Source organism: Streptodolium elevatio (assembly GCF_040649515.1).
In the GTDB taxonomy this organism is placed as follows: Bacteria; Actinomycetota; Actinomycetes; order Streptomycetales; family Streptomycetaceae; genus Yinghuangia; species Yinghuangia elevatio.
Map to the genome: position 1 here is coordinate 31,101 of NZ_JBEZFP010000021.1, position 23,097 is coordinate 54,197.

The window sequence follows — 23,097 nt, forward strand, 5'->3', positions numbered from 1 at the left end:
GGCAGGTCGCCGACATCGCCTGCAACGTGTGGTCCGACGCCGACCGACCGTCGTCGGCGAACCGCCGCGTCGAGCGGTCCGCTGCTCCCGACTGCGTCAGTCGGCCGTCCTCGGTGTCACCCGTTTGCATGAGGTTCGTACGCCCTGCCGGAGCGGCGCCTCGTGGTGACGCGACCGCGTACCGATGATCAGGTGGCGACGCGAGCGAAAGGGCAGGAAACCGTGGACAGGGACTTTTACCAGCGCAAGATGGCCGTGCGCTTCGACTCCATCGACGTCGACGGGGACGGAGTCGTCACCAAGGCCGACTTCGAGCGCGCAGGCGAAAGGGTGGTGGAGGGCCTCGGGCTCACCCGGGAGTCCGCGCAGGGCCGAGCGGTCCTCGACGGCGCCGGGACGTTCTGGGCCGCGCTCGCCGATGCCGCGGACGTCGACCGCGACGGCAAGATCACGCGCGACGAGTTCGTCATCGCCTGCACGGAGACAATGCTCGCCACACCGGCGGGATTCGGCATCACCGCAAGGCCGTTCGCCGAGTCGGTCGCCAAGGCCGCCGACCCCGACGGCGATGGGCTGCTCACCGCCGACGAGTACAAGCGCATGCTCACCGCCATGGGCGTGAAGCGCGAGGCGCTGGCCGACGCCGCCGCCCACCGTGCGAACGAGGACGGGTCCATCTCCGTCGCAGCGGCGATCGACGCCGCCCAGGACTTCTACACCAGCGACCGGCCGTACCACCCGGCCACCTACTCGTTCGGCACGTTCTAGCTGTTGCGGGTTTTGAGGTTGTCGGCGCGCTTGTTGTGTTGACCTTCGAGCTGGTTGAAGCTCGACGATGTCGAGGTGACGAATTCCGAGCTGATGCCGATCGGGGTCTTCGCCCGACACAGCGGTCTGACCTCAAGCGCGTTGCGGTTCTACGGCGACTGCGGGTTGCTTCCTCCTGCCGAGGTCGATCCTGTCTCGGGCTACCGCTACTACAGCGCGGGCCAGGTGGCCCGGGCGATCGAGCTTCGTCGGCTCCGTGAGATCGGCATGCCCCTTGCCGGTGTCGAGGCGGTTCTCAACGCCGAGCCCGGTGAAGCGATCCGGCTGATCGACGAGCACGTCGACAAGGTTGTCGGGGACGCGACGGCAGCGCGGCAGAAGGCTGCGTCGGTCAAGTCGTCGCTCACCGATGTGTCGAGCCTGCTGATCGCCGTGCTGAAGGGGCCCGTGCTGGCGGACGCCATCGAGCAGGTTCTGACCGCGACTGCCCGCGATCCGGGGATGCCCGTGCTCGGCGGGCTGCGCATCGAGGCCACCCAGGAAGCGGTCACGCTGACCGCGACCGACCGGTACCGGCTGTCCACCCGAACCCTGGTCCCTACCGAACCGGCGTCCGCGCCGTGGGCGGCCACAGTCGACGGCGACGAGCTGCGGGCCGCGGCCTCCGAGATCCGCCGCAGCACGCTGGTGCGGGTCGAAGCGACGCCGTACGGAATCCGGTTGCGCTTGGCGGACCGAGAAGACCAGCACTGCCGGCTGCTGTCGGAGCACTTTCCCGACTACCGGCTGATGCTCACCTCACTGCCCGAGCCGACGACTCGGGTGACGGTCTCGAAGAACCTGTTCCTGCGAGCCCTCGAAGAACATCCGGGTGAGCAGATCTCGCTGCGTGTGACCCACCGTGGCCTACACGTCCGGGCGGCCGGTGACGAGCACCCCGACCCCCCGCTCCGGGCCACCGTGACGGGGCGGGAACTCCGGATCTCCTTCCAGCTGACCACGCTCTATCCGGCCGTCAGCACCGCCATCGGGCCCGACGTGATGCTCGACCTGCGCGGACCCGACCAGCCCGTCACGCTCCGCTCCGCCGACCGCGGCGATCTGACCACCTTGGCCATGCCCGTCCGCCGCGACCACGCCGCCTGAGCAAGACGACAAGGAGCCCTGCCATGACCTCCACGCCTGTCGGCCCCGATCCCACCATGGAAGCCATCGGCCTGGCTGTCACCGAAGGACGCGTCGGCGACGCCGCCTCCGCCCGCCGAAAGCTGCTGGGCCTTTGGTCCGCGATCGGTGTCACCGGCGACCCGCTGCACCGCTGCACCCTGGCGCACTACCTGGCAGACCTCCACGAGGACCCCGCCCAGGCACTGGCCTGGGACACCCGGGCCCTGGACGCCGCCGACGCCGTGACCGAACACCGTCTCCAAAACCACCACGCCGGTCTCCACATCGCCGGCTTCTACCCGTCCCTGCACCTCAACCTCGCCGACAACTACCGCCGCCTCGGGTCCTTCGACGCCGCCGCCGAACACATCAACGCGGCCAAGGAAGGCGCCCCCAGCCTTCCCGAAGGCGCGTACGGCGATCTTCTGCGCACCGCGATCGAGCAGGTGGCCCAGGCCATCACCCTGCGGGACACCACCAAACGCTCCTCCGCTCCAGGCCCTGCTGCGTGACGAACGAAAACGCACCTTCACCCGCCGAGAGTCCCGGACTTGGCCGCATCACGTACCCCCGTGCAGCAGGTCGTTCGCGTTCGACGGGGACGGCGGAGGAGGCGGCGGGGGATCGTTCACCGGCCGGCGGCGCACCAGGTCTAGCGGTACATCGCGTAGAGCCTGCCGTTATGGGAGGCGACGCCGAGTTCGCCCTCCATCGCGCCGACGTCGCCATCCGGCATGCGGACCCACGGGCCGTGCCGGTCCGCGGTGGTCAGGCTGTGGAGCTTGCCCGCGTGCCCCCGGGCCACGAGCCAGACCTCGCCCTTATGGGTGGCCAGGGTCGGGCCTTCCGGGGTGTTCCAGCCCGACGGGGGGTGCACGTATTCACCGGTGATTCCGAGCATCTCGGCGACCGTGTTCACTCCGTCGTAGCCGCGCCAAGCGATCCAGTTCCTCTTGCCGTGCGTGGTCATGGACATCCTGTGGTGGGTTTCGTAGGCGCCCGGCCACGCGGAGAGCTGGGTCCAGGTCTGCCCGTCGGAGGAGTAGAGGATCTGCCCCCCTCTGCCGGAGCCCTGCCAGTTGTACGTGTAGTACGTGGCGTAGACGTAGTCGTCCTTCGCGGACATCATCGCGGCCCGGTCCGTGACGATGCCGAGGGTGATCTCCACCCAGATGGGCTTGTTCATCCACGCCTCGATGAACCCCATCAGCGCCCGGTGGAACGCGGACGGGCTCTGGTCGGCCTCCCACACCATGACGCCGGTCCCCGCGACCCGGTTCACGTGGGCTGTTCCGTCCAGCGTGCCGCGCCAACCCGAACGGGTGACAGATACACCCAAACGAGGGATACAAGCCCCCGAGTGTGACGGCGGCCCAGAGCCCACCGGCGTCCGCCGAGTAGGGCTGAACGTGCCGGGTCGTCAGGGGGCGGCTGGGGGCGGGGGCGGCGAAGCCGAGTTGGTAGGGAGCGAGTTGAGTAGGGCGGTGGCGCATTCCTCGGCGAGGTCTTCGGCGTGGGCGGGAAGCGGCTCGCCGGCCCGTAGGTGGCGGCGGACCAGGGAGAGCGGTAGGTCGATGAGGGCGAGTTCGACGCATTCGGTGTCCTGGCGGGCCTTGGCTCCCAGCGCCTCGGCGAGGGCTGCAAGGGCGGTGCGCACGCGCTGGTTGCCGTGTTCCGCACGGTGGACGTGTTCCTTGGGCCAGTGGGCGCGGCCGAAGTCACCGGCGCCGTACAGGAGGACGGCGGCCTCCTCCGGGTGGGCGCGGCTCCAGGAGACGACGTGGCGCGCGGCCGCGCGTCCCGCTTGCCGCGCGTCGACGTCCGTGTCCAGGGCCTTGAAGTAGCCCTCTTGGAAGCGCTCGACCGTCCGCAGCCACACCTCGGCGAGCAGCGCGGGTCGCCCGGGGAAGCGGTGGTACACCGAACCGCTCGGGGCTCCCACGTCGTTGGCGACCGCGGACATGGTCACCCCGCCCGGTCCCGTTGCCGCGGCCAGGCGTACGGCGGCGTCGAGGAGTTGGTCGGCGTCGAAGCGGGCTGGTCTGGCCATGAGTTAGAGAGTACTCTCCAGAATATTAGAGAGCTGTCTCTACAATGATTCTGAGGACGCATGGGCATCTACAACGTGCACGAGCGACTGCTGACCGCGAAGGAGAGCGACGTGGGCGCGCTGATCGACGCCCTGTCGAGCAGCGCTGACGAACTGTGGCCGCGCCGGGAGTGGCCGCCGATGAAGTTCGACCGTCCCCTGGCCGCCGGGGCGGTAGGCGGCCACGGCCCGGTGCGTTACACCGTCGCCGCGTACGTCCCCTCCGTCTGGGTTCGCTTCGCCTTCAGCGGACCGCGCGGCTTCCACGGATTCCACGAATACGCCGTCCTGGCCGTCGACGACGAACACACGCTGCTGCGCCACACCCTCGCCATGGACGCTCGCGGACCGGCCCGGCTCACCTGGCCGCTCCTGTGGCGGCCGCTCCACAACGCCTGCCTGGCGGACAGCCTCGACCGCGCCGAACTGGCGTGCACGGGCGCGGTGGCACGCCCGGCGCGCTGGAGCCGGTACGTACGCCTTCTTCGCGGCATCGGGCGTGGGGTGGCACGCCTCGCAGCCTGACTCACCGGCAGGACCTCAAGGCGCACCGCCGCGAGAGGCGCGCTCGCCCCGTGCATAGAAGTGGGTGGCCGGACTGCCCGACCCGCGAAACCGAAGACGCGCCTAATCCTCCTCGAGCCATCGGGTGCGTTCGGCTTCGCTGGGGGCGGGGGTGTCGACGATGTGGGGGACGAAGCGGGCGTAGAAGTCCGTGACGGGGCCGTCGGATTCGCGGACGCCGAGGCCGGCGGCCTTGCCGTCGACGATCCACGAGCCGAGCACGACCTGATTGCCGTCGAGGTTCGGCAGACGTACGTACTCCTGGAAGCACCAGCCCTCGGAGCCGTCGTAGTCGACGCTCGGGTGCACGTACTCCGAGTCGGGCGTGACGATGCGCACCGAGTCGCCTTCGCGGCCGTGCAAGGGCTTTGCGACGTACGAGGTCAACTCGCGCGGGGAGTCGAGGTACGCGGGGAGGAGGTTCGGGTGTCCGGGATACAACTCCCAAAGGGTCGCCAGGATCGCCTTGTTGGACAGCACGGCCTTCCAGGCCGGTTCGAGGAAGCGCACGGTGTCCGGGTGGTCGACGGCGTGGCGCCCGAACGGATCGGTCAGCATGTCCTCCCACGGATACAGCACGAACATCGTGTCGATCACCCGGTCCTCGAGGTCGACGAAGCGCAGCGCGCCGTCGTGCCAGCCGATGTCGGCGACCTCCAGGCCGACCGTGGTCAGCCCGGCCTCGGTGGCCGTGTCGCGGAGGTACGAGGCGGTCAGCCACTCCTCGTCGAAGTCGGTGCCGCCTACGTGCGCGAAGTGCACGACCTCGGACGCGAGCCTCGGCGCCATGCGCTGCCAGGCCCGCACGAGGCGTTCGTGCAGGCTGTTCCACTGGTCGCGGTCGGGGAAGCGGTCTCGCAGCCAGAACCACTGGATCATGGACGCCTCGATCAGCGTCGTCGGCGTATCCGCGTTGTACTCGAGGAGTTTCGGCTCGGCGATGCCGCCGGTCGCGCCGCCCCAGGCGAGGTCGAAGCGGCCGTACAGGCTCGGATGGTCCTCGTCGAGCGTGCGTAGGAGGTAGGCGCGCGCGTCCTCCGGGAGCGCGAACGCTGCCAGGTCGCCGCGCTCCAGTACGTGCCGCGCCGCCGCAACGCACATCTCGTGCAGTTCCCGCGTCACCTGCTCCAGGCGGTCGATCTCCGGCAGCGTGAACCGGTAGTAGGCGTTTTCGAACCAGTACGGCACCTCGCCGCCGCCGTCCAGGCGGGTCGTCACGTACAACATCCCCTGCGACTCGACCAAGTGCTTCCAGTCGGGCCGCGGTTCGATCGCTATCCGGTCCATCGCCGCATGGTGCCATGGCCTGGGAACTGGCACGCGGGCAGCCCGGCGGGTTGGGGGACAGGCGCGCCGGACCGAAGTCGGGTCAGGCAGCCAGGGAGGCGGCTGGGTTGAGCCCGAAGTGTCGTACGGCCGCGGCCCCGGTCTCGGCCTGGCTCCGTCTTCCGGCCGACCCCGCCGACGACGCCGGGCCGGCTCAGCCGCCTCCGCCGCTGCTCCCGTCACCGCCGCTGCCCCCGAACCCGCCGCGCGTGACCGACCCGCTGTTGGGCCGGGTGAACGTCCCGCCGGTGCCGGTGTAGGAACTGCCTTCGGAGGGAACGGCGTTCTCCTGCTTCCCCGTCTTGCGCGGTATGTAGTACCAGGAGTAGACGTTCGTGCGGTCCGTCAGACACAGGTTGTCGGCCACGCGCATCATCGACTGCCGGTGTACGCACACTTCCGAATAGTCCGACTTCTTCGACCCCTTGGAGCCACCGCCGCACGCGGCCAGCGCACAGGCGAGGCTCAGGGTCGTTGCCGCGGCCACCGTCGCCGATCTCAGACGACGCCCCGAAGGTGGCATGCGAACTCCTCAGATAGTCAGATGGCCCGTCAGTACGTCGGCCTGTCAGTACGTCGGCCCACAGATACGTCGGACAGGCCCTTCGTGTGCCTGGCCGGACAAGCATGCCCGCATAGTTATCCGCTCCGCACGTACACCCGTTCGCAAGAGGCCGCGCAGACCGGCCGCGCCCCGCGTTGCGCGTGCCGGAGCACGGAGCACGCAGCCCGCGCCGACAATCGTACGGACACTCCGCGATGAGATCATGTGTCGGCAAAAGCCAGGAAACCCCTGGAAACCGAGACGTCCCGGGAGAAGAGCGCATGACCGTACGCGGAACCCTCCTCGTCACCGGAGGCAGCAAGGGCATCGGCGCCGCCGTGGCACGCGCCGCCGCCGAGGCCGGCTGGGCGGTAGCCGTCAATTACGCCTCGGACGAGGACGGCGCCCTCAAGGTCGTCGCGGCCGTCGAGGCGGCCGGCGGCACGGCGGTGGCGCTGCCGGGCGACGTGTCCGTCGAGGGCGACGTGGTCCGCCTGTTCGACGCCGCCGAGGCGGTGCTCGGCGGTCCGGTCACCGCACTGGTCAACAACGCCGGGATCGTCGGCGCCCACGGGCGGTTCGACGACCTGGACAGCGTCGCGCTGCGCCGTACGGTCGACGTCAACGTGGTCGGAGCCATGCTCTGCGCCCGCGAGGCGGTCCGCCGCATGTCCACCCGGCGCGGCGGCCCGGGCGGCCTCATCGTCAACATCTCCTCGCGCGCGGCGCAGTTGGGCAGCGCGGGGGAGTGGGTGCACTACGCCGCCACGAAGGCCGCCGTCGACGCCCTCACCCTCGGCCTCGCCCACGAGGTGGCCGCCGAGGGCATCCGCGTGAACGCGGTGGCCCCGGGGCTCATCGAGACGGGCCTGCACGCGGGAGCGGGGCAGCCGAACCGCCTTGCGGAGAAGGCGAACTCCATCCCGATGGGACGCGCCGGGACGGCCGAAGAGGTGGCCGAGGCGGTCATGTGGCTGTTGTCCGACGCCTCCGCGTTCACCACCGGGGCCGTACTGCCGGTGCATGGCGGCCGCTGACCGGCGCCGCGCCAGGGCGCGCCAGGTGTCCAGGGAGCGCAACGTGCGGGCATTCCGGTGGAAGCACTGCTCCGCATCCGCTTGGATTGGTGGTGATGACCGAGACCGCCACCACCCGCGACCTGCTCGAACGCCTTGAGGCGTATTACGACACGGTCCCCCGCAACACCGTCCTCCCCGAGGACTTCGGCTCGCTGACGCTGTTCCTCCAGGACGGCGACGGCTGGCCGTTCTACGCCCGCCCTACGCGCGGACACACCGCCCGCCCCACCGTCGGCGATGTCGCCGCGGTACGCCTGCGGCAGCGCGAACTCGGCCTGCCCGAGGCGTTCGAGTGGGTACACGAGACGACGCCGGGCCTGCGCGACGTGGCTCTGCGCGCCGGGCTCAACGTGCACGCACACCCGATCATGGTCCTGGACGAGGCCGCCTTCCGGCGGGTCACCCGGCCCCGGTCGGAGGAGGTCGAGGTACGCCGGGTCGAGCACGACGCGCTCGACCTCGCCCGCGTGCAGAGCGTCCCGGTGGTCGCGTTCTCCGAGCCGGGCACCGCGATCGGACTCGGCGGTCCCGAACTGCGCGACGCGGCGGCGCCCGGCCAACGACCGGAGACGCTGCGGTACATCGGGGAACGCATGCGCACCGGGCGGACCGTCACCTATGCGGCGTACACCGACAAGGGGCCCGTCGCGGTCGGCAGCCACCAGCCGCGCGGCCGGGTCACCGAGGTCGTCGCGATTGGCACACTGCCCAGCGCCCGGCGCAGGGGACTGGCTGCGGCGGTCACCTGGGCCCTGGTCGTCGACGCCCTCGACGCCGGCATGGACCTGGTGTTCCTGAGCGCGGGCGACGGCGACGTGGCGCGTGTATACGGCAGGCTCGGCTTCCACCGCATCGCCACCGCAATGATCGCCGAGCCCTTCGCCTGACCGCACGCACCCGACTGCCCGGGAGCCCTACGGGCTATGAGAGGGCGCTTTTGGTTTGCCATTGGGGGTAGGGCATCTGCCATGCGCCGAAGCCGTTGCCCGGGTCGGTGACTGCGGTGCTTGTCGAGCCCTTGACGACCACGGGGTCGCCGACCTGTACGCGGTCGTAGAACCACTTGGCGTCCTCGACCGTCATGCCCACGCAGCCGTGGCTGGTGTTGTTGCGGCCGATGTTCGCGGTGTTCCAGGCGGCGGAGTGGAAGAACGTCCCGGACGAGGTGAAGTGCACGACCCACGGGACGTCCGGCAGGTTGTAGCGGTCGCCGAGGCCGACGGTCTGCGAGTCCAGTGTCTCCTTGGCGTTCTTGGCGAGGATGACGTGGGTGCCGCCGCGCGTCGGGAACTCGGCGGAACCGGCGGACATCGGCAGCGACTTCACCAGCTGCCCGTTCTCGACGATGTTCACTTTGTGGTTCGGTACGTCCACCTCGACAACGCGGCCGGAGCCGACGGTGAACGACGTCTCGTAGTCGCGTGCGAAGTACGTGCCGGTGCCGCTCTTGACGCCCTGCAGGTTCGCGTTGAGCGTCACCCGCGTGCCGGGCTTCCAGTACTCCTTCGGCCGCCAGTCCACCCGGTCCTTGCCGGACTGGTCCTTGATCCAGCCCCACGAACCCTGGGTCGGGACCGACGTGTTGACCTTGAGGTTCCGCTCCACCGCGGCCTTGTCGGCGACGGGGTAGTCGAAGACGATCGACACCGGCTGCGCGACGCCGAAGGTGCCGCCGTTGCCGGGCTTCATCGCGACCTTGTTGATGCGGTCGGCCTTCTGCGTCGTGAACTTCGTCGACGACTCCTGTGCCTTGCCCTTGGGGGTGCGGCTCGATATGTCGACCTGGTACGCCGTGCCCGGTGCGGTACGCCCGCTCGACGTCCACGTCTTGCGGTCGGCGCTCAGCGCGCCCGCGACCGCACCACCGTCGGCGTCCGTCACGCGGACCGCGGTGAGGGTCCCCTCGTCGGCGGTCACCGTGACCGGTCGCCCGGCCTCCGCGGTGACCGAGCCGTCCGCCGGGTCCACCCGGACCTTGGGCGGAGCCTCCTGGTCTTTCTTGTCTTGCTTGTCTTGTTTGTCCTTGTCTTGTGTGTCTTGCCCGTCCGGCTTGCCGGTGCCGTCCTGGCCGCCGGGCTTCGCACCCGTGCCGGTCTCCCCGTCGCCGCCGGCCTGGCCGGTCCCCGAGTCGTCGCCCGCCTCCGTCGCGGCGGCGCCGGAACCCCCGCCCTGGCTGCTCTGCCCCTCGTCGCCCCGGTCGGACGAGCCACCCCCGCAGGCGGCCGTCAGCAGCAGGGCCGAGGCGGCGACGGCGGGCAGGAGGACGGTGCGGAGCCCCTTGCGGGGGCCGGGTATGGCTGCGCGACTCACGTAGTGACCTCGTGGCTGGGGAACCGGGTGGCGGCGGGCGCCGCCACGGGTGGAACCGGGTGATTTTCTCTTTAATGATGATCAACGATCAAATCGCCCGAACCGGTTCCGTGGAACGGATCACACACGCCGCGTCACCCGATGCCGAAGACCCCACGTGGCGGCGCAGGCGACCCCGTCGCTGTGTCATCGGTCACGGCCGGCCGCCCGGCCGCGAAAGCGTCCAGGTCACGCCCGTCCAGCACCACGGCCGGGTACGGGTCCGCCGCGGCCCGCGCCGCGATCTCGCCGACCGGTAGCCTGGCCCGCCCGGCCACCAGCACCGCGTTCGCGAAGCGCTCCCCGTCCAGGTGCTCGCGCTCGGCGATCAGGCACACGTCCGGGAAGACCGCCCGCACGGTGGCGACCTGCCCCCGCAGGAAGTCCAGCGCGCCGCCGTCCGCGACATTGGCCGCGTAGAACCCGCCGGGCCGCAGCACCCGGGCCGCGTCCGCGACGAACTCCACCGAGGTCAGGTGCGCAGGGGTCAGCGCGCCGTGGAACACGTCCGCGAGCACCACGTCCGCTGATTCCGCGGGCAGCGCCGCGAGTGCGGCGCGGGCGTCCGACGCCTCCACGGCGACCACCGCCCCGGCGGGAAGCGGCAGGTGGCGCCGCACGAGAGCGGTGAGCGCCGCATCCGCCTCGACCACGTACTGCCGCGAGCCCGGCCGGGTGGCCTCTGCGTAGCGCGCGAGGGTGAGCGCGCCGCCGCCGAGGTGCACGAGGTCCAGCGGCCCGGCGCCGGGGGCGGCGAGGTCGACCACGTGGCCGAGACGCCGGACGTACTCGAACTCCAGGTACTCCGGGTCGTCGAGGTCGACGTACGACTGCGGCGAGCCGTCGAGGGTCAGCAGCCACGCCCCCGGCCGGTCGATGTCCGGCAGCAGCGCCGCGCGCCCCAGATCCACATCGGCGGACACCGGCACGCGCTCGTCCTCTTCATCCATGCGCCGATTCTCGCGCCTGGGCGCGGGGCCACCCGCCAGACAGCCTCCAGGAACCTGCCGGGCATGCCGGGAACCGCCGGAAGTGTCGGTCCGCCTCGTTAGCGTTCGTCGCATGACGACCTTCTCCGGACAACGGTGGGACGGACCGCTCGCCCGCGCCGCAATCGAGGACGTCGACTGGGCGTCGCTCACGCACGCCTACGGGGCCGCCGACGATGTGCCCGACCGCATAGCCGCGCTCCGGTCACCCGACCGGAGCACCCGGGACCAGGCGTACGCGGCGCTGTACGGCAGCGTGTTCCACCAGGGCACCCGCTACGCCGCCAGCCCCTTCGCCGCCCGCGCGCTGATATCCCTGGCCGCCGACACCGCCACGCCGCAGCGGCACCGCGTGCTCACCCTGCTCGCCTCCCTCGCGATCGGGTACGACGACGCCTGCCTGCCCGGCGGGTTCGACCCGGCCCGGCTGCGCCGCGAGGTCGCCGAGGCCGCCGCGCTCGACCCGGCGGACGCGCGCCGCGAGATGGAGGAGTGGGTCGCCGAGGCGCCGAGCGAGGACATCCGCCGCAACCGGGCGTACCACCTGGAGGTCTTCGACTTCGCGTTCGAACGCGACTGCCTGCGCTGGGCGCTGGAGTCGTACGACGCGGTCCGCACCGGGACGGCGGTCTACCGCGCGCTGCTGGAGGACGACGAGCCCGGCGTGCGCATCGCCGCCGCGTACCTGCTCGCATGGTTCCCCGAGGACGCGGAGCGCAGCGTCCCGGCGCTGGTCGAGGTGCTGCGCACCGAGGCGCACGGGCACGTCGTGGCCACGGCGGCGGTGGCGGTGCTGCTGCTCGGCGGCGACGCCGCACTCACCGCCTGGGCCGAACGGGGGATGTCGGACACCGGCGAACCGGTCGCCTGGGCCGCCGCGTTCGTGCTGGCGTGCCTCGGCGGGGGATCCGCCCGCGCGGAGGCTGTGGCGGTACTCCAGGCCCACATCGCGCAGGACGCCGACGGACCCGAGGACGACGGGCCTGTGCCGGACGACGACGAGACCGCCGCGCCCGACGACGAGGCCGCCGTGTCCGTGCCGTACCTCGGCGGCGACCTGGCCGGACTCGCGATGGCCGCGCTCGAACTCCTGGGCGTGGACGGCGGCGACGCGTACGCGTGAGCCCGTCCGCGTGCGGTCTTCCGTGCTTTGACAGCGCGTCAGCTCCTGTTGCGGCAGTGATCAGGCTGCCTAATGATGCAACGGTGGATGAAAACCGGATCAAATAGGGCATTTTGTGCGCGCCCTGTTGATCGTGCGATCCCCGGATCCGGTGCCTGCCCCACCGTGTGAAGGAGCTCAGACGTGGCATCGATGGACGTGCCCGCGAGCCGGGTCGCCACCACCGGCAGGCGTACCGCCGCCCACGCCGGGCCCAAACTCAACGCCATCTCCTGGATCGCCCTGGCCCTGATGACCACCAGCTCGGTGGCCTCGCTGCGCGCCGCGCCCACGATGGCGATCTACGGTCTGGCCGCGGTCTTCCTCTACCTCGTGCCCGCCATCGTCTTCCTGCTGCCCACCTCGCTCGTTTCCGCCGAACTCGCGTCCGGCTGGAGCGGCGGCGTGTACCGCTGGGTCGCCGAAGGGCTCAGCAAGCCCCTGGGATTCCTGGCCGTGTGGTGCCAGTTCGCGATGACGATCTTCTACTACCCGAGCCTGCTCGGGTACGTCGCCAGCACCTTCGCGTACGTCATCGACCCAAGCCTGGCCAACCACGGGATCTACACCGCGATCGTCATCGTCACGCTCTTCTGGCTCGGCGTCCTGGTCTCGTCACGCGGCACCAAGACGGTCGCGGGGCTGTCCAGCATGGGCCTGATCATCGGCACCCTGGTCCCCGGACTGCTGCTCGTGGTGCTCGGATTCGTCTTCCTGGGGCAAGGCAATGCCTCGGCGGCCCCGATGGACAGCAGCCACATCCTCCCGCCGTGGACGGGCCTGGCCAGCCTCGTCCTCATCGTCAACAACTTCCTCAGCTACTCCGGCATGGAGATGAACGCGGTCCACGTCTCGTCGCTGCGCAAGCCCGCGACCGAGTTCCCCAGGGCGATGTTCCTCGCCACCGGCCTGGTCCTGCTCATCTTCATCCTCCCGGCCATCGCCATCAGCTGGGTCGTGCCGTCGTCGAGCCTGTCGCTGACCGCGGGCGTCATGCAGGCCTTCGACGCCTTCTTCTCGTACTTCAACGTCAACTGGCTCACCCCGGTGCTCGGCATCATGCTCATCGCCGCCTCCCTCGGCGGCATGCTGACCTGGCTCGCCGGACCGTCCAAGGGCCTGCTGACCGTCGCCCGCGAAGAGGGCTACCTGCCGCCGTTCCTCCAGCGCCTCAACAAGCACGGCGTGCAGCAGAACATCCTCGTCAGCCAGGGCATCGTCACCACCGGCATCGCCCTGCTGTACGCCTTCATCCCCGACGTCTCCAGCGCCTACTGGATCCTGTCGGTCATCACCACGCAGGTCTACCTCATCGTCTACCTGCTGATGTTCGTCGCCGCGATGCGGCTGCGCCGCATCAAGCCCGACCACCCGCGCGGCTTCCGCGCCCCCGTGCTGCCCGTCCTGTGCGTCACCGGCCTGCTCGCGTCCGCCGCGGCCCTGGTGATCGGCTTCGTGCCGCCGTCGCAGTTCGGCTCCGGGAGCGTCTGGTCGTACATCGGCATCGTCGGCGGCGGCCTGCTCATCGTCGGCCTGCTGATCCCGTTCCTTTTCTACCGATTCCGCAAGCCCCACTGGAAGCAGCCCGACACCGAATGGAAGGCCGGCGTCGGCACCGTGACCGAGGGCGAGGGCCAGGCATGAGCACCAAGACACACCACGTGCAGGGCGAGGACGTCGACCACGCCGGACACGTCGACACCGGCATCATGAGCCGCAGGTGGATCTACGTCGGATCCCTCGTGCTCCTCCTCGGCCTCCTGATCAGCGGCATCGTCGCGTACAACAGCGTGCACAGGACGAACCAGGCCACCGACAAGGCCAACCAGCTGCGCGCCGCCCTCGGCGCCGCGGGGCTCCCGCAGCCCGACACGGACCTGATCGTGCGCAACCTCGGCACCGACGGAGGCATCGTCTGCGACGACCCCGGCGACGCGTTGCGCCAGGGCGTCGACCGGGTCAGCCTCAACAACGGCGCGGCGGGGCCCGGGCAGCGCCCGATCATCGGCAGCGCCCGGGTCGCCCAGGCCGAACGCATCGTGCTGCAGACGTACTGCCCGGACAAGGTCGCCGCGTTCGACAACGAGATCGACGACCTCAAGTTCGACGACGTCGTCGAACCCTGAGACTCCCGGCCACCGGAAGGACCACCGCACATGACCACTCAGGCCACCACGGCGGACGCGGCGCTCGCCCAGCGCGTCAAGGCCGAGATGGCGCGCACCCGGCGCGACCTCGCCACTCTCGTCGGCTTCAAATCCGTGTACGACGCCCGGCAGTTCCCGGTGGAGGAGTGCCACAAGGCCGCCCGGTTCGTCGCCGACGCCTTCCGCGAACTCGGCTTCACCGACGCCCGCCTGGAGGAGACGCCCGACGGCAGCAACGCCGTCGTCGGCCACCGCCCCGGCCCCGCCGGTGCCCCGACGGTCCTGCTCTACTGCCACTACGACGTCCAGCCCCCGCTGGACGACGACGCCTGGCAGTCCCCGCCGTTCGAGCTCACCGAGAAGGACGGCCGCTGGTACGGGCGCGGCGCCGCCGACTGCAAGGGCAACATCGCCATGCACCTCACCGCCCTGCGCGCCCTCGGCGACGACATCCCCGTGTCGCTGCGCATCGTCGCGGAAGGCTCCGAGGAACAGGGCACCGCGGGACTTGAGGAGTACGTGCCGGCCAACCCCGACGTGCTGCGCGCCGACGCGATCCTGGTCTGCGACACCGGCAACGCCGCCGTCGGCCTGCCCACCCTCACCACGACCCTCCGCGGCGTCGCCAACCTCGTCGTCGAGGTACGCGCGCTCAAGGGCGCCGTGCACTCCGGCATGTTCGGCGGACCCGCCCCCGACGCACTGGCCGCGCTGATCGCCATGCTCGCCTCGCTCCGCGACGCCGACGGCGGCACGGCCGTGGACGGACTTCCGCACGACCAGGTGTGGCAGGGCGAGCCGTACGACGAGGCGCAGTTCCGCGCGGACGCGGGCGTGCTCGACGGCGTGGGCCTCGTCGGCGGGGGAGCGGTCGCCGACCTCGTCTGGGCCCGGCCCGCGGTCACCGTGCTCGGCATCGACTGCCCGCCCGTCGTCGGGTCCAGCGCCTCGGTGCCGCCCGTCGCCCGCGCCCGCGTCAGCCTGCGTGTGCCGCCCGGGCAGGACGCCGACGACGCGCTCGACAAGCTCGTCCACCACCTCAAGGCGCACGCGCCGTGGGGCGTGCAACTCGCCTTCGAACCCGAGCAGTCCGGATCGCCGTTCGAGGCCGCCATGGGCGGACCCGCGTACGCCGCGCTGCGCGAGGCGCTCGAGGAGGCGTACGACCGGCCGATGACGACGGTCGGACAAGGCGGCTCCATCCCGCTCTGCACGATCTTCAAGGACACCTTCCCGGACGCGGAGATCGCGCTCATGGGCGTCGAGGAGCCGCGCTGCCTGATCCACGCGCCGAACGAGAGCGTCGACCCCACCGAGATCGAGCACATGGCCCTCGCCGAGGCGCTGTTCCTCAGGAAGTACGCGGCCATGACGAAGGGGTGACCCGAGCGGCGGCACATCCCGCGCACGGTTTGGAGTGCCGCTCGGTCCGCCGACGCCGCTCGGTCCGCCACGCCATGCCGGACGCGGACCCGGGCGTATTCGGACCCGGGCGTATTCGGACCCGGGCGGACGCGGACCCGGGCGGAGCCGGAGCCGGTGCCGGCGCCGGGGCGGAACGGGCGGCGCCGAGCCGGGTGTCATAGCGGGGCGAACGACGCGTCCGCCCCCAGAATGACCTGTGTGACGTCCGCCCCCGCGCCGAAGAACCCTGTCCGGCCGTGGGACCACATCGCACTGCTGGCCCTGGCCGCGACCGGCGGCGCGGTCGACGCCTTCACCCTCTTCTGCCTGGGCAAGGTCTTCGCCGGTGTGATGACCGGCAACTTCGTCCTCGTCGGGGCCGCGGCGGTCGACGGCGACGGAGACGTGGTCCGCCACGCGGTCGCCGCCCTGGCCGGGTTCGTCGCCGGAGCCGCCGCCGCGGGCGCCGCCGTCGGCCGGCTGCGGGTACTCGACCTCCTGCTCGTCGAACTGGCCCTGCTCGCGATCCCCGCCCTCGCCTGGGCACTCGACACCGGGCACACCGAGAGCGGGCGCACGCTCCTGGTCCTCGCCGCCGCACTGGCCATGGGCCTCCAGGCCGGCACCTGGGGCACCCCCTCGACCTACTTCACCGGGACCCTCGTCGCCGTGGCCCGCCGGGCCGGAGGGGGCCAACCGCTCGCCGCGCAGGACTTGTGGGCACTGGGGCGCCTCGCCGCGGTCGTCGCGGGGGCGGCCGCCTCCGCGGCGGTGGCGAACACGTGGTCACGCGGCGCGGGCCTGGTGGCGTTCGGACTGGCGGCCGCTGCCCTGTGCGTGATCCTCGCGACGTCCGAGCGAGCGGACGAAACCGACGAGAACCACTAGCCACATGGCGGCCGCGACCCACAGCAGCACGCGTCCGGGGCGGTCCAGCCACGCGATGCCGGCCGCGGTCGACACCGACAGCGCGGCCACCGCCGTCATGCCCAGCGGGAACACCGTCGACCAGCGGCGGATGCTGTAGTACGGGCGCGGGCGCCACAGTTCGGCGGCGGCGAGCACCGCGTACCAGGCGGCGGCGAGGGCGAGGAGCACGAGCGTCGTGGTCCGCAGGACGGTGTGCGACCACCCCGTCCACACGGGAGAGGCGATCAGCTTCGAGCCCGCGACGGTGGAGATGGCGAGCGCGCCGCCCGCGATCCAGTGGTCCCCCTCACCGGTCAGCACCTGGCGGAAGTCGAAGCGCAGCAGCGCGTCCACGTACAGCGCGAGGCCGAACGCGAACAGGCACAGCGTGATCCACATCAGCCAGTCGCCGGCCTGCGGGGCGAGCGTGCCGGCCAGCACAGCCAGGCCCTGCGTCGCGACGCACACCAGGAACACCACCCCCGGCATGCCGCGGCGCTGCCAGTGCCGGACGACGGCGAGCAGCAGGAACGGCCATACCGCGGCCGCCAGGACGAGCAGCACGGCCGCCACCTCGTGCCACCCGAGCACGGCGATGCGGGTGCCCAGGACCGAGGTCGCGGCGACGGCGGTGAGCGCCGGCGGCGTGTCGGCGTCGGTACGCCAATGCGGCCGGTCCCACCGCACCCGCAACGCGAACGCACAGGCCAGCACCACCCACACGACGCCGGCGAGCGCGAGGAGAACCTTCGACAGAACCTCGAAACCGGCGAGATGCATGCCGATGGAGACGATGGCCGTGGACATCACGGCCGCTCCCGAGGCAGGCGGGAACTCCGTCCACCACCCGCGACCGTGCCCGCTCATCCCTCCATGGGACAGCCCCCGCCACCCCGCCGCCACTCGGCGCCACCCGAACGGGCGGCGCCGAGCCGCGCGTCAGCGGCCGCGCAGCTCGCGGTACCGGGCGATCAGCGACGCGGTGGACGCGTCGAGGCCGTCCGCCCCGGTGCCCTGCGTCAGGACCGGCTCCAGGCGCTTGGCCAGGACCTTACCCAGCTCGACACCCCACTGGTCGAACGAGTCGATGTCCCACACCGCGCCCTGCACGAACACCTTGTGCTCGTACAGCGCCACCAACTGGCCCAGCACCGACGGCGTCAGCGCGTCCGCCAGGATGGTGGTGGTCGGGTGGTTGCCGCGGAACGTCTTGTGCGGGACCAACTCCTCCGCGACGCCCTCGGCCCGCACCTCGTCCGGGGTCTTCCCGAACGCCAGCGCCTGCGTCTGCGCGAAGAAGTTGGCCATCAGCAGGTCGTGCTGCGCGGCCGGCCCCGGCGGCAGCTCGTCCACCGGACGGGCGAACCCGACGAAGTCGGCGGGAATGAGCTTCGTGCCCTGGTGGATCAACTGGTAGTACGCGTGCTGCCCGTTCGTCCCCGGCGTGCCCCACACCACCGGACCGGTCTGCCACCCGACCGGGTTGCCCTCGCGGTCCACCGACTTGCCGTTCGACTCCATGTCGAGCTGCTGGAGGTACGCGGTGAACCTCGACAGGTAGTGCGAGTACGGCAGCACGGCATGCGACTGGGCGTCGAAGAACGCGCCGTACCAGACCCCCAGAAGGCCCATCAGCATCGGCGCGTTGCGCTCCGGCGGCGCGCTGCGGAAGTGCTCGTCGACCAGGTGGAAGCCGTCCAGCATCTCGCGGAAGTGCCGCGGCCCGATCGCGATCATCAGGGACAGCCCGATCGCCGAGTCGTAGGAGTACCGCCCACCGACCCAGTCCCAGAACTCGAACATGTTCGAGGTGTCGATCCCGAACTCCGCGACCTTCTCCGCGTTCGTGGACAGCGCCACGAAGTGCCGCGCCACCGCGTCCTGGTCGGCCTTCAGCTCGCCGAGCAGCCAGTCGCGCGCCGAGGTCGCGTTCGTGACCGTCTCGATCGTCGTGAACGTCTTGGACGCCACGATGAACAGCGTCTCCGCCGCGTCCAGGTCCCGGACCGCCTCGTACAGGTCGGCGCCGTCCACGTTCGACACGAAGCGGAAGGTCAGGTCCCGCGTGGCGAAGGTGCGCAGCACCTCGTACGCCATCGCCGGACCCAGGTCCGACCCGCCGATCCCGATGTTGACCACGTTGCGGATGCGCTTGCCCGTGTGGCCCTTCCATTCACCCGAACGGACCTGGTCGGCGAACGAGGCCATCTTGTCCAGCACCGCGTGCACCTCGGGCACCACGTTGCGCCCGTCCACCTCGACGACCGCGTCGCGCGGCGCGCGCAGGGCGGTGTGCAGCACCGCGCGGTCCTCGGTCACGTTGATCTTCTCGCCTCGGAACATCGCGTCCCGCAGCCCGGCCACGTCCGTCGCCGCCGCCAGTTCGCGCAGCGCCGCCAGCACCCCGTCGTCGACCAGGTGCTTCGAGTAGTCCACGAACAGGTCGCCCACCCGTACGCCGTAGCGCTCGGCGCGACCCGGATCCGCCGCGAACAGGTCGCGCAGGTGGGCGTCCCGGAACCGCTCCTCCCGGAGGCCCCGCAAGGCCGCCCATTCGGGTCGCTGGTCGAGACGGGGCTTGTTCACCGCAGGCATTGGCGCATCCCAGGGAAGAGGACGGAAACGCTCGTAGGTTACTGCGAACCGGGATAACCGAAGGGTTGTGCCGCGCATACCGGACCGCGATTCCGGTTACTCGCACGATCTATGGCAACCACAACCGAGCCCACGACCCCGGTCGACCGGGAGAGCCTCAAGCGCGTCACGGTCATCGCCGCCGCCGCCGCGCTCGGCGGCTTCCTGTTCGGGTACGACAGCTCCGTCATCAACGGCGCCGTCACCGGCATCCAGGACCACTTCGAGGTCGGCAGCGGGGAGACCGGCACGGTCGTCGCGGTCGCGCTGCTCGGCTCCGCCGCGGGCGCGGCCGTCGCCGGACGCCTCGCCGACCGCCTCGGCCGGCTCCGCGTCATGCACATCGCCGCGGTGCTCTTCGCGGTCAGCGCGGTCGGCTCATCCATGCCGTGGGACATCTGGTCGCTGGGCGCGTGGCGGGTGCTCGCCGGATTCGCCATCGGCCTGGCGTCCGTCATCGGCCCCACGTACATCGCCGAGATCGCGCCGCCCGCGCACCGCGGCAAACTCGCCTCGTTCCAGCAGATGGCCATCGTCCTCGGCATCACCGCGTCGCAGCTCGTCAACTGGGGGATCGCGCAAGGCGCCGACGGCAAGAGCCAGAACGCGCTGGGCCCGCTGGACGCCTGGCAGTGGATGCTCATGGCCGCCGTCGTACCCGCGCTGCTCTACCTGGTGCTCACCCTGGCCATCCCCGAGTCGCCGCGGCACCTGGTGGCCACCGGCCGCCTCGACGAAGCCGCCCGCGTACTGCGCGAGGTCGAGGGCCGCGGCGTCGCCCCGAAGTCCCGCATCGCCCAGATCCAGCACTCCATCGCCACCGACCACAAACCCCGGTTCACCGACCTGCTCGGCCGCTTCGGCCCGCTGCCCATCGTGTGGGCGGGCATCGGCCTCGCCGTCTTCCAGCAGCTCGTCGGCATCAACGTGATCTTCTACTACTCGTCGATCCTGTGGCAGTCGGTCGGCATCGACGAGTCCAACTCGCTGCTCATCAGCATCTCGACGTCGATCGTCAACATCGTCGGCACCGTCGTCGCGATGCTCTTCATCGACAAGATCGGCCGCAAACCGCTCGCGATGATCGGATCCGTCGGCATGACGGTCGCCCTCGGCTGCGCCTCGTGGGCCTTCTCCTACAAGACCGGCAGCGGCACCGAGATCTCCATCCCCGACACCCAGGGCACGATCGCCCTGGTCGCCGCGCACGTCTTCGTCTTCTTCTTCGCCGTGTCCTGGGGCGTCATCCTGTGGGTCATGGTCGGCGAGATGTTCCCGCTGCGCATCCGCGCGCTCGCGGTCTCCGTCGCGACCTCGTTCAACTGGATCGCCAACTGGGCCGTCACCGAGTCGTTCCCGACCATGCGCGACTGGAACCTGTCGGCCACGTACGCCATGTACGCCGGATTCGCGCTCCTGTCCCTGCTATTCGTCAAGGCCTTCGTCACCGAGACCAAGGGAAGGACCCTGGAGAGCATGTGACTCCGGCACGGCCACCGGATCCGCCCAGATGTCCAGCGGCACGTACCCCGCCGCCCGGCCGTCGGAGGTCAGCAGGCGGCCCATGCGCTTGGCCACCTCCAGAGTCACCGCCCGGTCCAGCACCGCGACACCCGGGAAGCGACGCACCAGGTCCGCCTCCCACACCGGTACGTCGCCCACCGACCGCAGCCACGTCACGACGCACAGGTTCGCCGTCCCCGTCACCGCCGCACACAGGCGTACGTCACCGTGCGCCGCCAACGCCCCGCCGACCGCCTCCAGTTCCCCCGGCGGCACACTCACCCACAACGTCGCGCACACCGGCCACCCGGACAGGGAGTGCGCGACCTCGCAGCGCAGCCGCGCGTGCCCCGACGACACCAGCCACGCGAGCCGCCGTGCCGCCGTCGCCGCGCTCACCCCCAGCACCCGCGCCAGGTCCGCGACCGGCACCCGCGCGTCCAACCCCAGCGCCAGCACGAGCTCCCGCTCGGCGTCGGTGACCCGGCGCGGGCGCGGCGCGTCGTCGCCCGCCGTCACCAGGCTGCGCCGCTGCCCCGGATCGAGCGACCGCAGCCGCCACGAACTGCCCTCCTGGTACAGCCGGGTCACCAGGTGCGTACGCGAGGCCGTCACCCCGGGCGCCGCCGACAAGCGGTGCTGGAGGTAGCGCGTCAGCGTCGCCGGATCCGGCGCACCCACGGTGACCAGCAGGTCCCGGCCACCCGTCAGGTGCTCCACCGCGATCGCGTGCGCGTCCTCCGCCAGCCGCCGCGCCACCTCGCCCACCCGCCCCCGTTCGGCGTCGACCTCCACCAGCGCGAGGCACCCCGGGTCGAACGAACCCCGCCCCGGCCCCGGGTAGCACGTGGTCCACGCGCTCCCGGACGCCACCAGCCGCCGCCAGCGCCGGGCCAGCGTCACCGGGTCGGCACCCAGCACCGGACCCAGCTCCGTCCACGGCACGCGCGGCGCCACCTGGAGCGCGTGGATCAGCGACAGGTCCAGCTCGTCGAGGTCGTCCCGCCCCCAGGACCTGAAGGATTCCTGCGTCATGCGTGCTCCCCGAGAGGTGTTCCGGCATCTGACATGCCATCACACGCACGAAGGAGAACCTGACCTGGGTAGCCCCGCACCACGCGCCCGCGCCCGGGCCCGCCCGGGCCCGGGCGGCGCCGGGACGTGCCCGGAGAAGCCACGAGAGGAGCCCCCCGCGATGACCGTCCTGGAAGACGCCCGCGCGCTGCACGGCGACATGGTCCGCATGCGCCGCGAGCTGCACGCCCGCCCCGAGCTCGGCCTCGACCTGCCCTACACCCAGGAGCGCGTGCTCGCCGAACTCGCCGGACTGCCCCTGGAGACCACCACCGGACGCGCCCTCAGCTCCGTCACCGCAGTCCTGCGCGGCGCCCTCCCCGGCCCCACCGTCCTGCTGCGCGGCGACATGGACGCCCTCCCGGTCGGCGAGCGCTCCGGCGTCGACTACACCTCCACGGTCCCCGGCCGCATGCACGCCTGCGGCCACGACCTGCACACCACCATGCTCGCCGGCGCCGCCCACCTGCTCGCCGCCCGCCGCGACACGCTCGCCGGCAACATCGTCTTCATGTTCCAGCCCGGCGAGGAAGGCCCCGGCGGCGCGGGCCTCATGATCGACGAAGGCGTCCTGGACGCGAGCGGCGAACGCGCCGTCGCCGCCTACGCCCTGCACGTCGCCTCCACGATGATCCCGCAGGGTGTTTTCACCTGCCGGGCCGGGACCGCGCTCGCCGCCGCCGACTCGGTGCGGGTGACCGTACGCGGCGCGGGCGGCCACGGCTCCATGCCGCACCGCGCCAAGGACCCCGTCCCCGCCGCCTGCGAGATGGTCACCGCGCTCCAGGCCATGGTCACGCGCCGGTACGACATATTCGACCCCGTCGTGATCACCGTCGGCAGCTTCCACGCCGGCACCGTCGACAACGTGATCCCCGGCGAGGCCGTCTTCAACGCCACACTGCGCACCTTCTCCCGCGAGACCAACGCCCGCATCAAGGACGACGTCACCGCCCTGGTGCGCGGCGTCGGCGCCGCCCACGGCCTGGAGGTCGAGGTGGACTTCGGCCGCATGAGCTACCCCGTCACGGTGAACGACGCCGGCGCCTTCACGCACGCCGAAACGGTGATCCGCGAAGTCCTCGGCGAGGAGCGCTTCGTCGAGTCCCCGCGGCCCGGCGCGGGCGCCGAGGACTTCTCCCTCGTCCTCGACGACGTCCCCGGCGCGATGCTCATGCTCGGCGCCTGCCCGACCGACCGGGACGTCACCAAGGCACCCGCGAACCACGCGCCCGAAGCCGAGTTCGACGACGCCGTCCTCGCCGACGGCGCCGCGATCTACGCCGAACTCGCCCTGCGCCGCCTCGACTCGGCCGCCGCCGAATCAGCCGCCGAATCAGCCGCCGCGGAGACCGTCGCCACCTGAGCCGGACCGCGACGCGCCTCTCG

22 protein-coding genes are annotated in these 23,097 nt (G+C 71.3%); 13 read left to right on the forward strand and 9 right to left on the reverse strand.

What is annotated here, in order from left to right:
• Positions 1 to 222 precede the first annotated feature (222 nt).
• The 3 genes from AB0C36_RS11020 (at position 223) to AB0C36_RS11030 (ending at position 2,447) form a co-directional block, all read left to right on the forward strand.
• Positions 223 to 768 (forward strand): EF-hand domain-containing protein, encoded by a 546-nt coding sequence (locus AB0C36_RS11020; RefSeq protein ID WP_358352356.1) that lies wholly within the window; start codon positions 223 to 225, stop codon positions 766 to 768.
• A gap of 75 nt (positions 769 to 843) precedes the next feature.
• The gene (locus AB0C36_RS11025) at positions 844 to 1,914 is read left to right on the forward strand and encodes a DNA polymerase III subunit beta family protein (protein WP_358352460.1); all 1,071 of its coding nucleotides are present in this window, start codon (positions 844 to 846) and stop codon (positions 1,912 to 1,914) included.
• A 23-nt stretch (positions 1,915 to 1,937) separates the two neighbouring features.
• Positions 1,938 to 2,447: a hypothetical protein gene (locus AB0C36_RS11030; RefSeq protein WP_358352358.1), complete on the forward strand. Its 510-nt coding sequence runs from the start codon at positions 1,938 to 1,940 to the stop codon at positions 2,445 to 2,447.
• Positions 2,448 to 2,587: 140 nt separating this feature from the next.
• Here AB0C36_RS11030 and AB0C36_RS11035 read toward each other — a convergent pair whose 3' ends face one another.
• Both AB0C36_RS11035 and AB0C36_RS11040 read right to left on the reverse strand, forming a co-directional pair.
• Complete coding sequence (locus tag AB0C36_RS11035; protein ID WP_358352360.1) at positions 2,588 to 3,217, reverse strand: hypothetical protein; 630 nt, start codon at positions 3,215 to 3,217, stop codon at positions 2,588 to 2,590.
• A gap of 138 nt (positions 3,218 to 3,355) precedes the next feature.
• Positions 3,356 to 3,985 carry a TetR/AcrR family transcriptional regulator gene (locus AB0C36_RS11040; RefSeq protein ID WP_358352362.1) on the reverse strand — a complete coding sequence of 210 codons (630 nt, stop codon included), beginning with the start codon at positions 3,983 to 3,985 and terminating at the stop codon, positions 3,356 to 3,358.
• Between the two features lie 60 nt (positions 3,986 to 4,045).
• Here AB0C36_RS11040 and AB0C36_RS11045 point away from each other — a divergent pair, with 60 nt between their 5' ends.
• Positions 4,046 to 4,549 carry an SRPBCC family protein gene (locus AB0C36_RS11045; RefSeq protein WP_358352364.1) on the forward strand — a complete coding sequence of 168 codons (504 nt, stop codon included), beginning with the start codon at positions 4,046 to 4,048 and terminating at the stop codon, positions 4,547 to 4,549.
• Positions 4,550 to 4,651: 102 nt separating this feature from the next.
• Here the strand turns inward: AB0C36_RS11045 and AB0C36_RS11050 are convergent, their stop codons facing one another.
• Positions 4,652 to 5,875 (reverse strand): glutathionylspermidine synthase family protein, encoded by a 1,224-nt coding sequence (locus AB0C36_RS11050; protein ID WP_358352366.1) that lies wholly within the window; start codon positions 5,873 to 5,875, stop codon positions 4,652 to 4,654.
• A gap of 193 nt (positions 5,876 to 6,068) precedes the next feature.
• Positions 6,069 to 6,437 (reverse strand): hypothetical protein, encoded by a 369-nt coding sequence (locus tag AB0C36_RS11055; protein WP_358352368.1) that lies wholly within the window; start codon positions 6,435 to 6,437, stop codon positions 6,069 to 6,071.
• Positions 6,438 to 6,739: 302 nt separating this feature from the next.
• Here AB0C36_RS11055 and AB0C36_RS11060 point away from each other — a divergent pair, with 302 nt between their 5' ends.
• A complete protein-coding gene (locus AB0C36_RS11060) occupies positions 6,740 to 7,495 on the forward strand; it encodes an SDR family oxidoreductase (protein WP_358352370.1) in 756 nt (251 codons plus the stop codon).
• 95 nt (positions 7,496 to 7,590) lie between these two features.
• Entirely contained in the window at positions 7,591 to 8,424 is an 834-nt protein-coding gene (locus AB0C36_RS11065) for a GNAT family N-acetyltransferase (protein ID WP_358352372.1), read from the forward strand.
• Positions 8,425 to 8,458: 34 nt separating this feature from the next.
• Here the strand turns inward: AB0C36_RS11065 and AB0C36_RS11070 are convergent, their stop codons facing one another.
• Complete coding sequence (locus AB0C36_RS11070) at positions 8,459 to 9,847, reverse strand: L,D-transpeptidase (protein WP_358352374.1); 1,389 nt, start codon at positions 9,845 to 9,847, stop codon at positions 8,459 to 8,461.
• A 134-nt stretch (positions 9,848 to 9,981) separates the two neighbouring features.
• Entirely contained in the window at positions 9,982 to 10,836 is an 855-nt protein-coding gene (locus tag AB0C36_RS11075) for a spermidine synthase (RefSeq protein WP_358352376.1), read from the reverse strand.
• A gap of 112 nt (positions 10,837 to 10,948) precedes the next feature.
• On the opposite strand from AB0C36_RS11075, the gene AB0C36_RS11080 reads away from it, so the two are divergent.
• The 5 genes from AB0C36_RS11080 (at position 10,949) to AB0C36_RS11100 (ending at position 16,476) form a co-directional block, all read left to right on the forward strand.
• The gene (locus AB0C36_RS11080; protein ID WP_358352378.1) at positions 10,949 to 11,998 is read left to right on the forward strand and encodes a hypothetical protein; all 1,050 of its coding nucleotides are present in this window, start codon (positions 10,949 to 10,951) and stop codon (positions 11,996 to 11,998) included.
• 183 nt (positions 11,999 to 12,181) lie between these two features.
• Complete coding sequence (gene gadC, locus AB0C36_RS11085; RefSeq protein WP_358352380.1) at positions 12,182 to 13,681, forward strand: glutamate/gamma-aminobutyrate antiporter GadC; 1,500 nt, start codon at positions 12,182 to 12,184, stop codon at positions 13,679 to 13,681.
• The gene (locus tag AB0C36_RS11090; RefSeq protein ID WP_358352381.1) at positions 13,678 to 14,163 is read left to right on the forward strand and encodes a hypothetical protein; all 486 of its coding nucleotides are present in this window, start codon (positions 13,678 to 13,680) and stop codon (positions 14,161 to 14,163) included. The genes gadC and AB0C36_RS11090 overlap by 4 nt, the downstream gene beginning before the upstream one ends.
• 30 nt (positions 14,164 to 14,193) lie before the next feature.
• The gene (locus AB0C36_RS11095; protein ID WP_358352383.1) at positions 14,194 to 15,567 is read left to right on the forward strand and encodes a dipeptidase; all 1,374 of its coding nucleotides are present in this window, start codon (positions 14,194 to 14,196) and stop codon (positions 15,565 to 15,567) included.
• A 240-nt stretch (positions 15,568 to 15,807) separates the two neighbouring features.
• Positions 15,808 to 16,476, forward strand: coding sequence for a DUF1275 family protein (locus AB0C36_RS11100; protein WP_358352385.1), 669 nt, complete (start codon positions 15,808 to 15,810; stop codon positions 16,474 to 16,476).
• Here AB0C36_RS11100 and AB0C36_RS11105 read toward each other — a convergent pair.
• Complete coding sequence (locus AB0C36_RS11105; RefSeq protein WP_358352387.1) at positions 16,375 to 17,304, reverse strand: tellurite resistance/C4-dicarboxylate transporter family protein; 930 nt, start codon at positions 17,302 to 17,304, stop codon at positions 16,375 to 16,377. The genes AB0C36_RS11100 and AB0C36_RS11105 overlap by 102 nt on opposite strands.
• 132 nt (positions 17,305 to 17,436) lie before the next feature.
• Positions 17,437 to 19,092: a glucose-6-phosphate isomerase gene (gene pgi, locus AB0C36_RS11110; protein ID WP_358352389.1), complete on the reverse strand. Its 1,656-nt coding sequence runs from the start codon at positions 19,090 to 19,092 to the stop codon at positions 17,437 to 17,439.
• 111 nt (positions 19,093 to 19,203) lie between these two features.
• Here pgi and AB0C36_RS11115 point away from each other — a divergent pair, with 111 nt between their 5' ends.
• Positions 19,204 to 20,613: a sugar porter family MFS transporter gene (locus AB0C36_RS11115; RefSeq protein WP_358352390.1), complete on the forward strand. Its 1,410-nt coding sequence runs from the start codon at positions 19,204 to 19,206 to the stop codon at positions 20,611 to 20,613.
• Here AB0C36_RS11115 and AB0C36_RS11120 read toward each other — a convergent pair.
• A complete protein-coding gene (locus AB0C36_RS11120) occupies positions 20,557 to 21,669 on the reverse strand; it encodes an Lrp/AsnC family transcriptional regulator (protein ID WP_358352392.1) in 1,113 nt (370 codons plus the stop codon). The genes AB0C36_RS11115 and AB0C36_RS11120 overlap by 57 nt on opposite strands.
• A gap of 160 nt (positions 21,670 to 21,829) precedes the next feature.
• Here AB0C36_RS11120 and AB0C36_RS11125 point away from each other — a divergent pair, with 160 nt between their 5' ends.
• On the forward strand, positions 21,830 to 23,074 hold the full coding sequence (locus AB0C36_RS11125; RefSeq protein ID WP_358352394.1) for a M20 metallopeptidase family protein: 1,245 nt from the start codon (positions 21,830 to 21,832) through the stop codon (positions 23,072 to 23,074).
• The last annotated feature ends 23 nt before the right edge of the window (positions 23,075 to 23,097 follow it).

Coding starts and splice junctions, on each gene's coding strand:
- AB0C36_RS11125 (WP_358352394.1), top strand. CDS start 21,830: ATGACCGTCCTGGAAGACGCCCGCGCGCTGCACGGCGACATGGTCCGC.
- AB0C36_RS11030 (WP_358352358.1), top strand. CDS start 1,938: ATGACCTCCACGCCTGTCGGCCCCGATCCCACCATGGAAGCCATCGGC.
- AB0C36_RS11105 (WP_358352387.1), bottom strand. CDS start 17,304: ATGTCCACGGCCATCGTCTCCATCGGCATGCATCTCGCCGGTTTCGAG.
- AB0C36_RS11065 (WP_358352372.1), top strand. CDS start 7,591: ATGACCGAGACCGCCACCACCCGCGACCTGCTCGAACGCCTTGAGGCG.
- AB0C36_RS11120 (WP_358352392.1), bottom strand. CDS start 21,669: ATGACGCAGGAATCCTTCAGGTCCTGGGGGCGGGACGACCTCGACGAG.
- AB0C36_RS11050 (WP_358352366.1), bottom strand. CDS start 5,875: ATGGACCGGATAGCGATCGAACCGCGGCCCGACTGGAAGCACTTGGTC.
- AB0C36_RS11060 (WP_358352370.1), top strand. CDS start 6,740: ATGACCGTACGCGGAACCCTCCTCGTCACCGGAGGCAGCAAGGGCATC.
- pgi (WP_358352389.1), bottom strand. CDS start 19,092: ATGCCTGCGGTGAACAAGCCCCGTCTCGACCAGCGACCCGAATGGGCG.
- AB0C36_RS11080 (WP_358352378.1), top strand. CDS start 10,949: ATGACGACCTTCTCCGGACAACGGTGGGACGGACCGCTCGCCCGCGCC.
- AB0C36_RS11055 (WP_358352368.1), bottom strand. CDS start 6,437: ATGCCACCTTCGGGGCGTCGTCTGAGATCGGCGACGGTGGCCGCGGCA.
- AB0C36_RS11040 (WP_358352362.1), bottom strand. CDS start 3,985: ATGGCCAGACCAGCCCGCTTCGACGCCGACCAACTCCTCGACGCCGCC.
- AB0C36_RS11075 (WP_358352376.1), bottom strand. CDS start 10,836: ATGGATGAAGAGGACGAGCGCGTGCCGGTGTCCGCCGATGTGGATCTG.
- AB0C36_RS11045 (WP_358352364.1), top strand. CDS start 4,046: ATGGGCATCTACAACGTGCACGAGCGACTGCTGACCGCGAAGGAGAGC.
- AB0C36_RS11115 (WP_358352390.1), top strand. CDS start 19,204: ATGGCAACCACAACCGAGCCCACGACCCCGGTCGACCGGGAGAGCCTC.
- AB0C36_RS11090 (WP_358352381.1), top strand. CDS start 13,678: ATGAGCACCAAGACACACCACGTGCAGGGCGAGGACGTCGACCACGCC.
- AB0C36_RS11095 (WP_358352383.1), top strand. CDS start 14,194: ATGACCACTCAGGCCACCACGGCGGACGCGGCGCTCGCCCAGCGCGTC.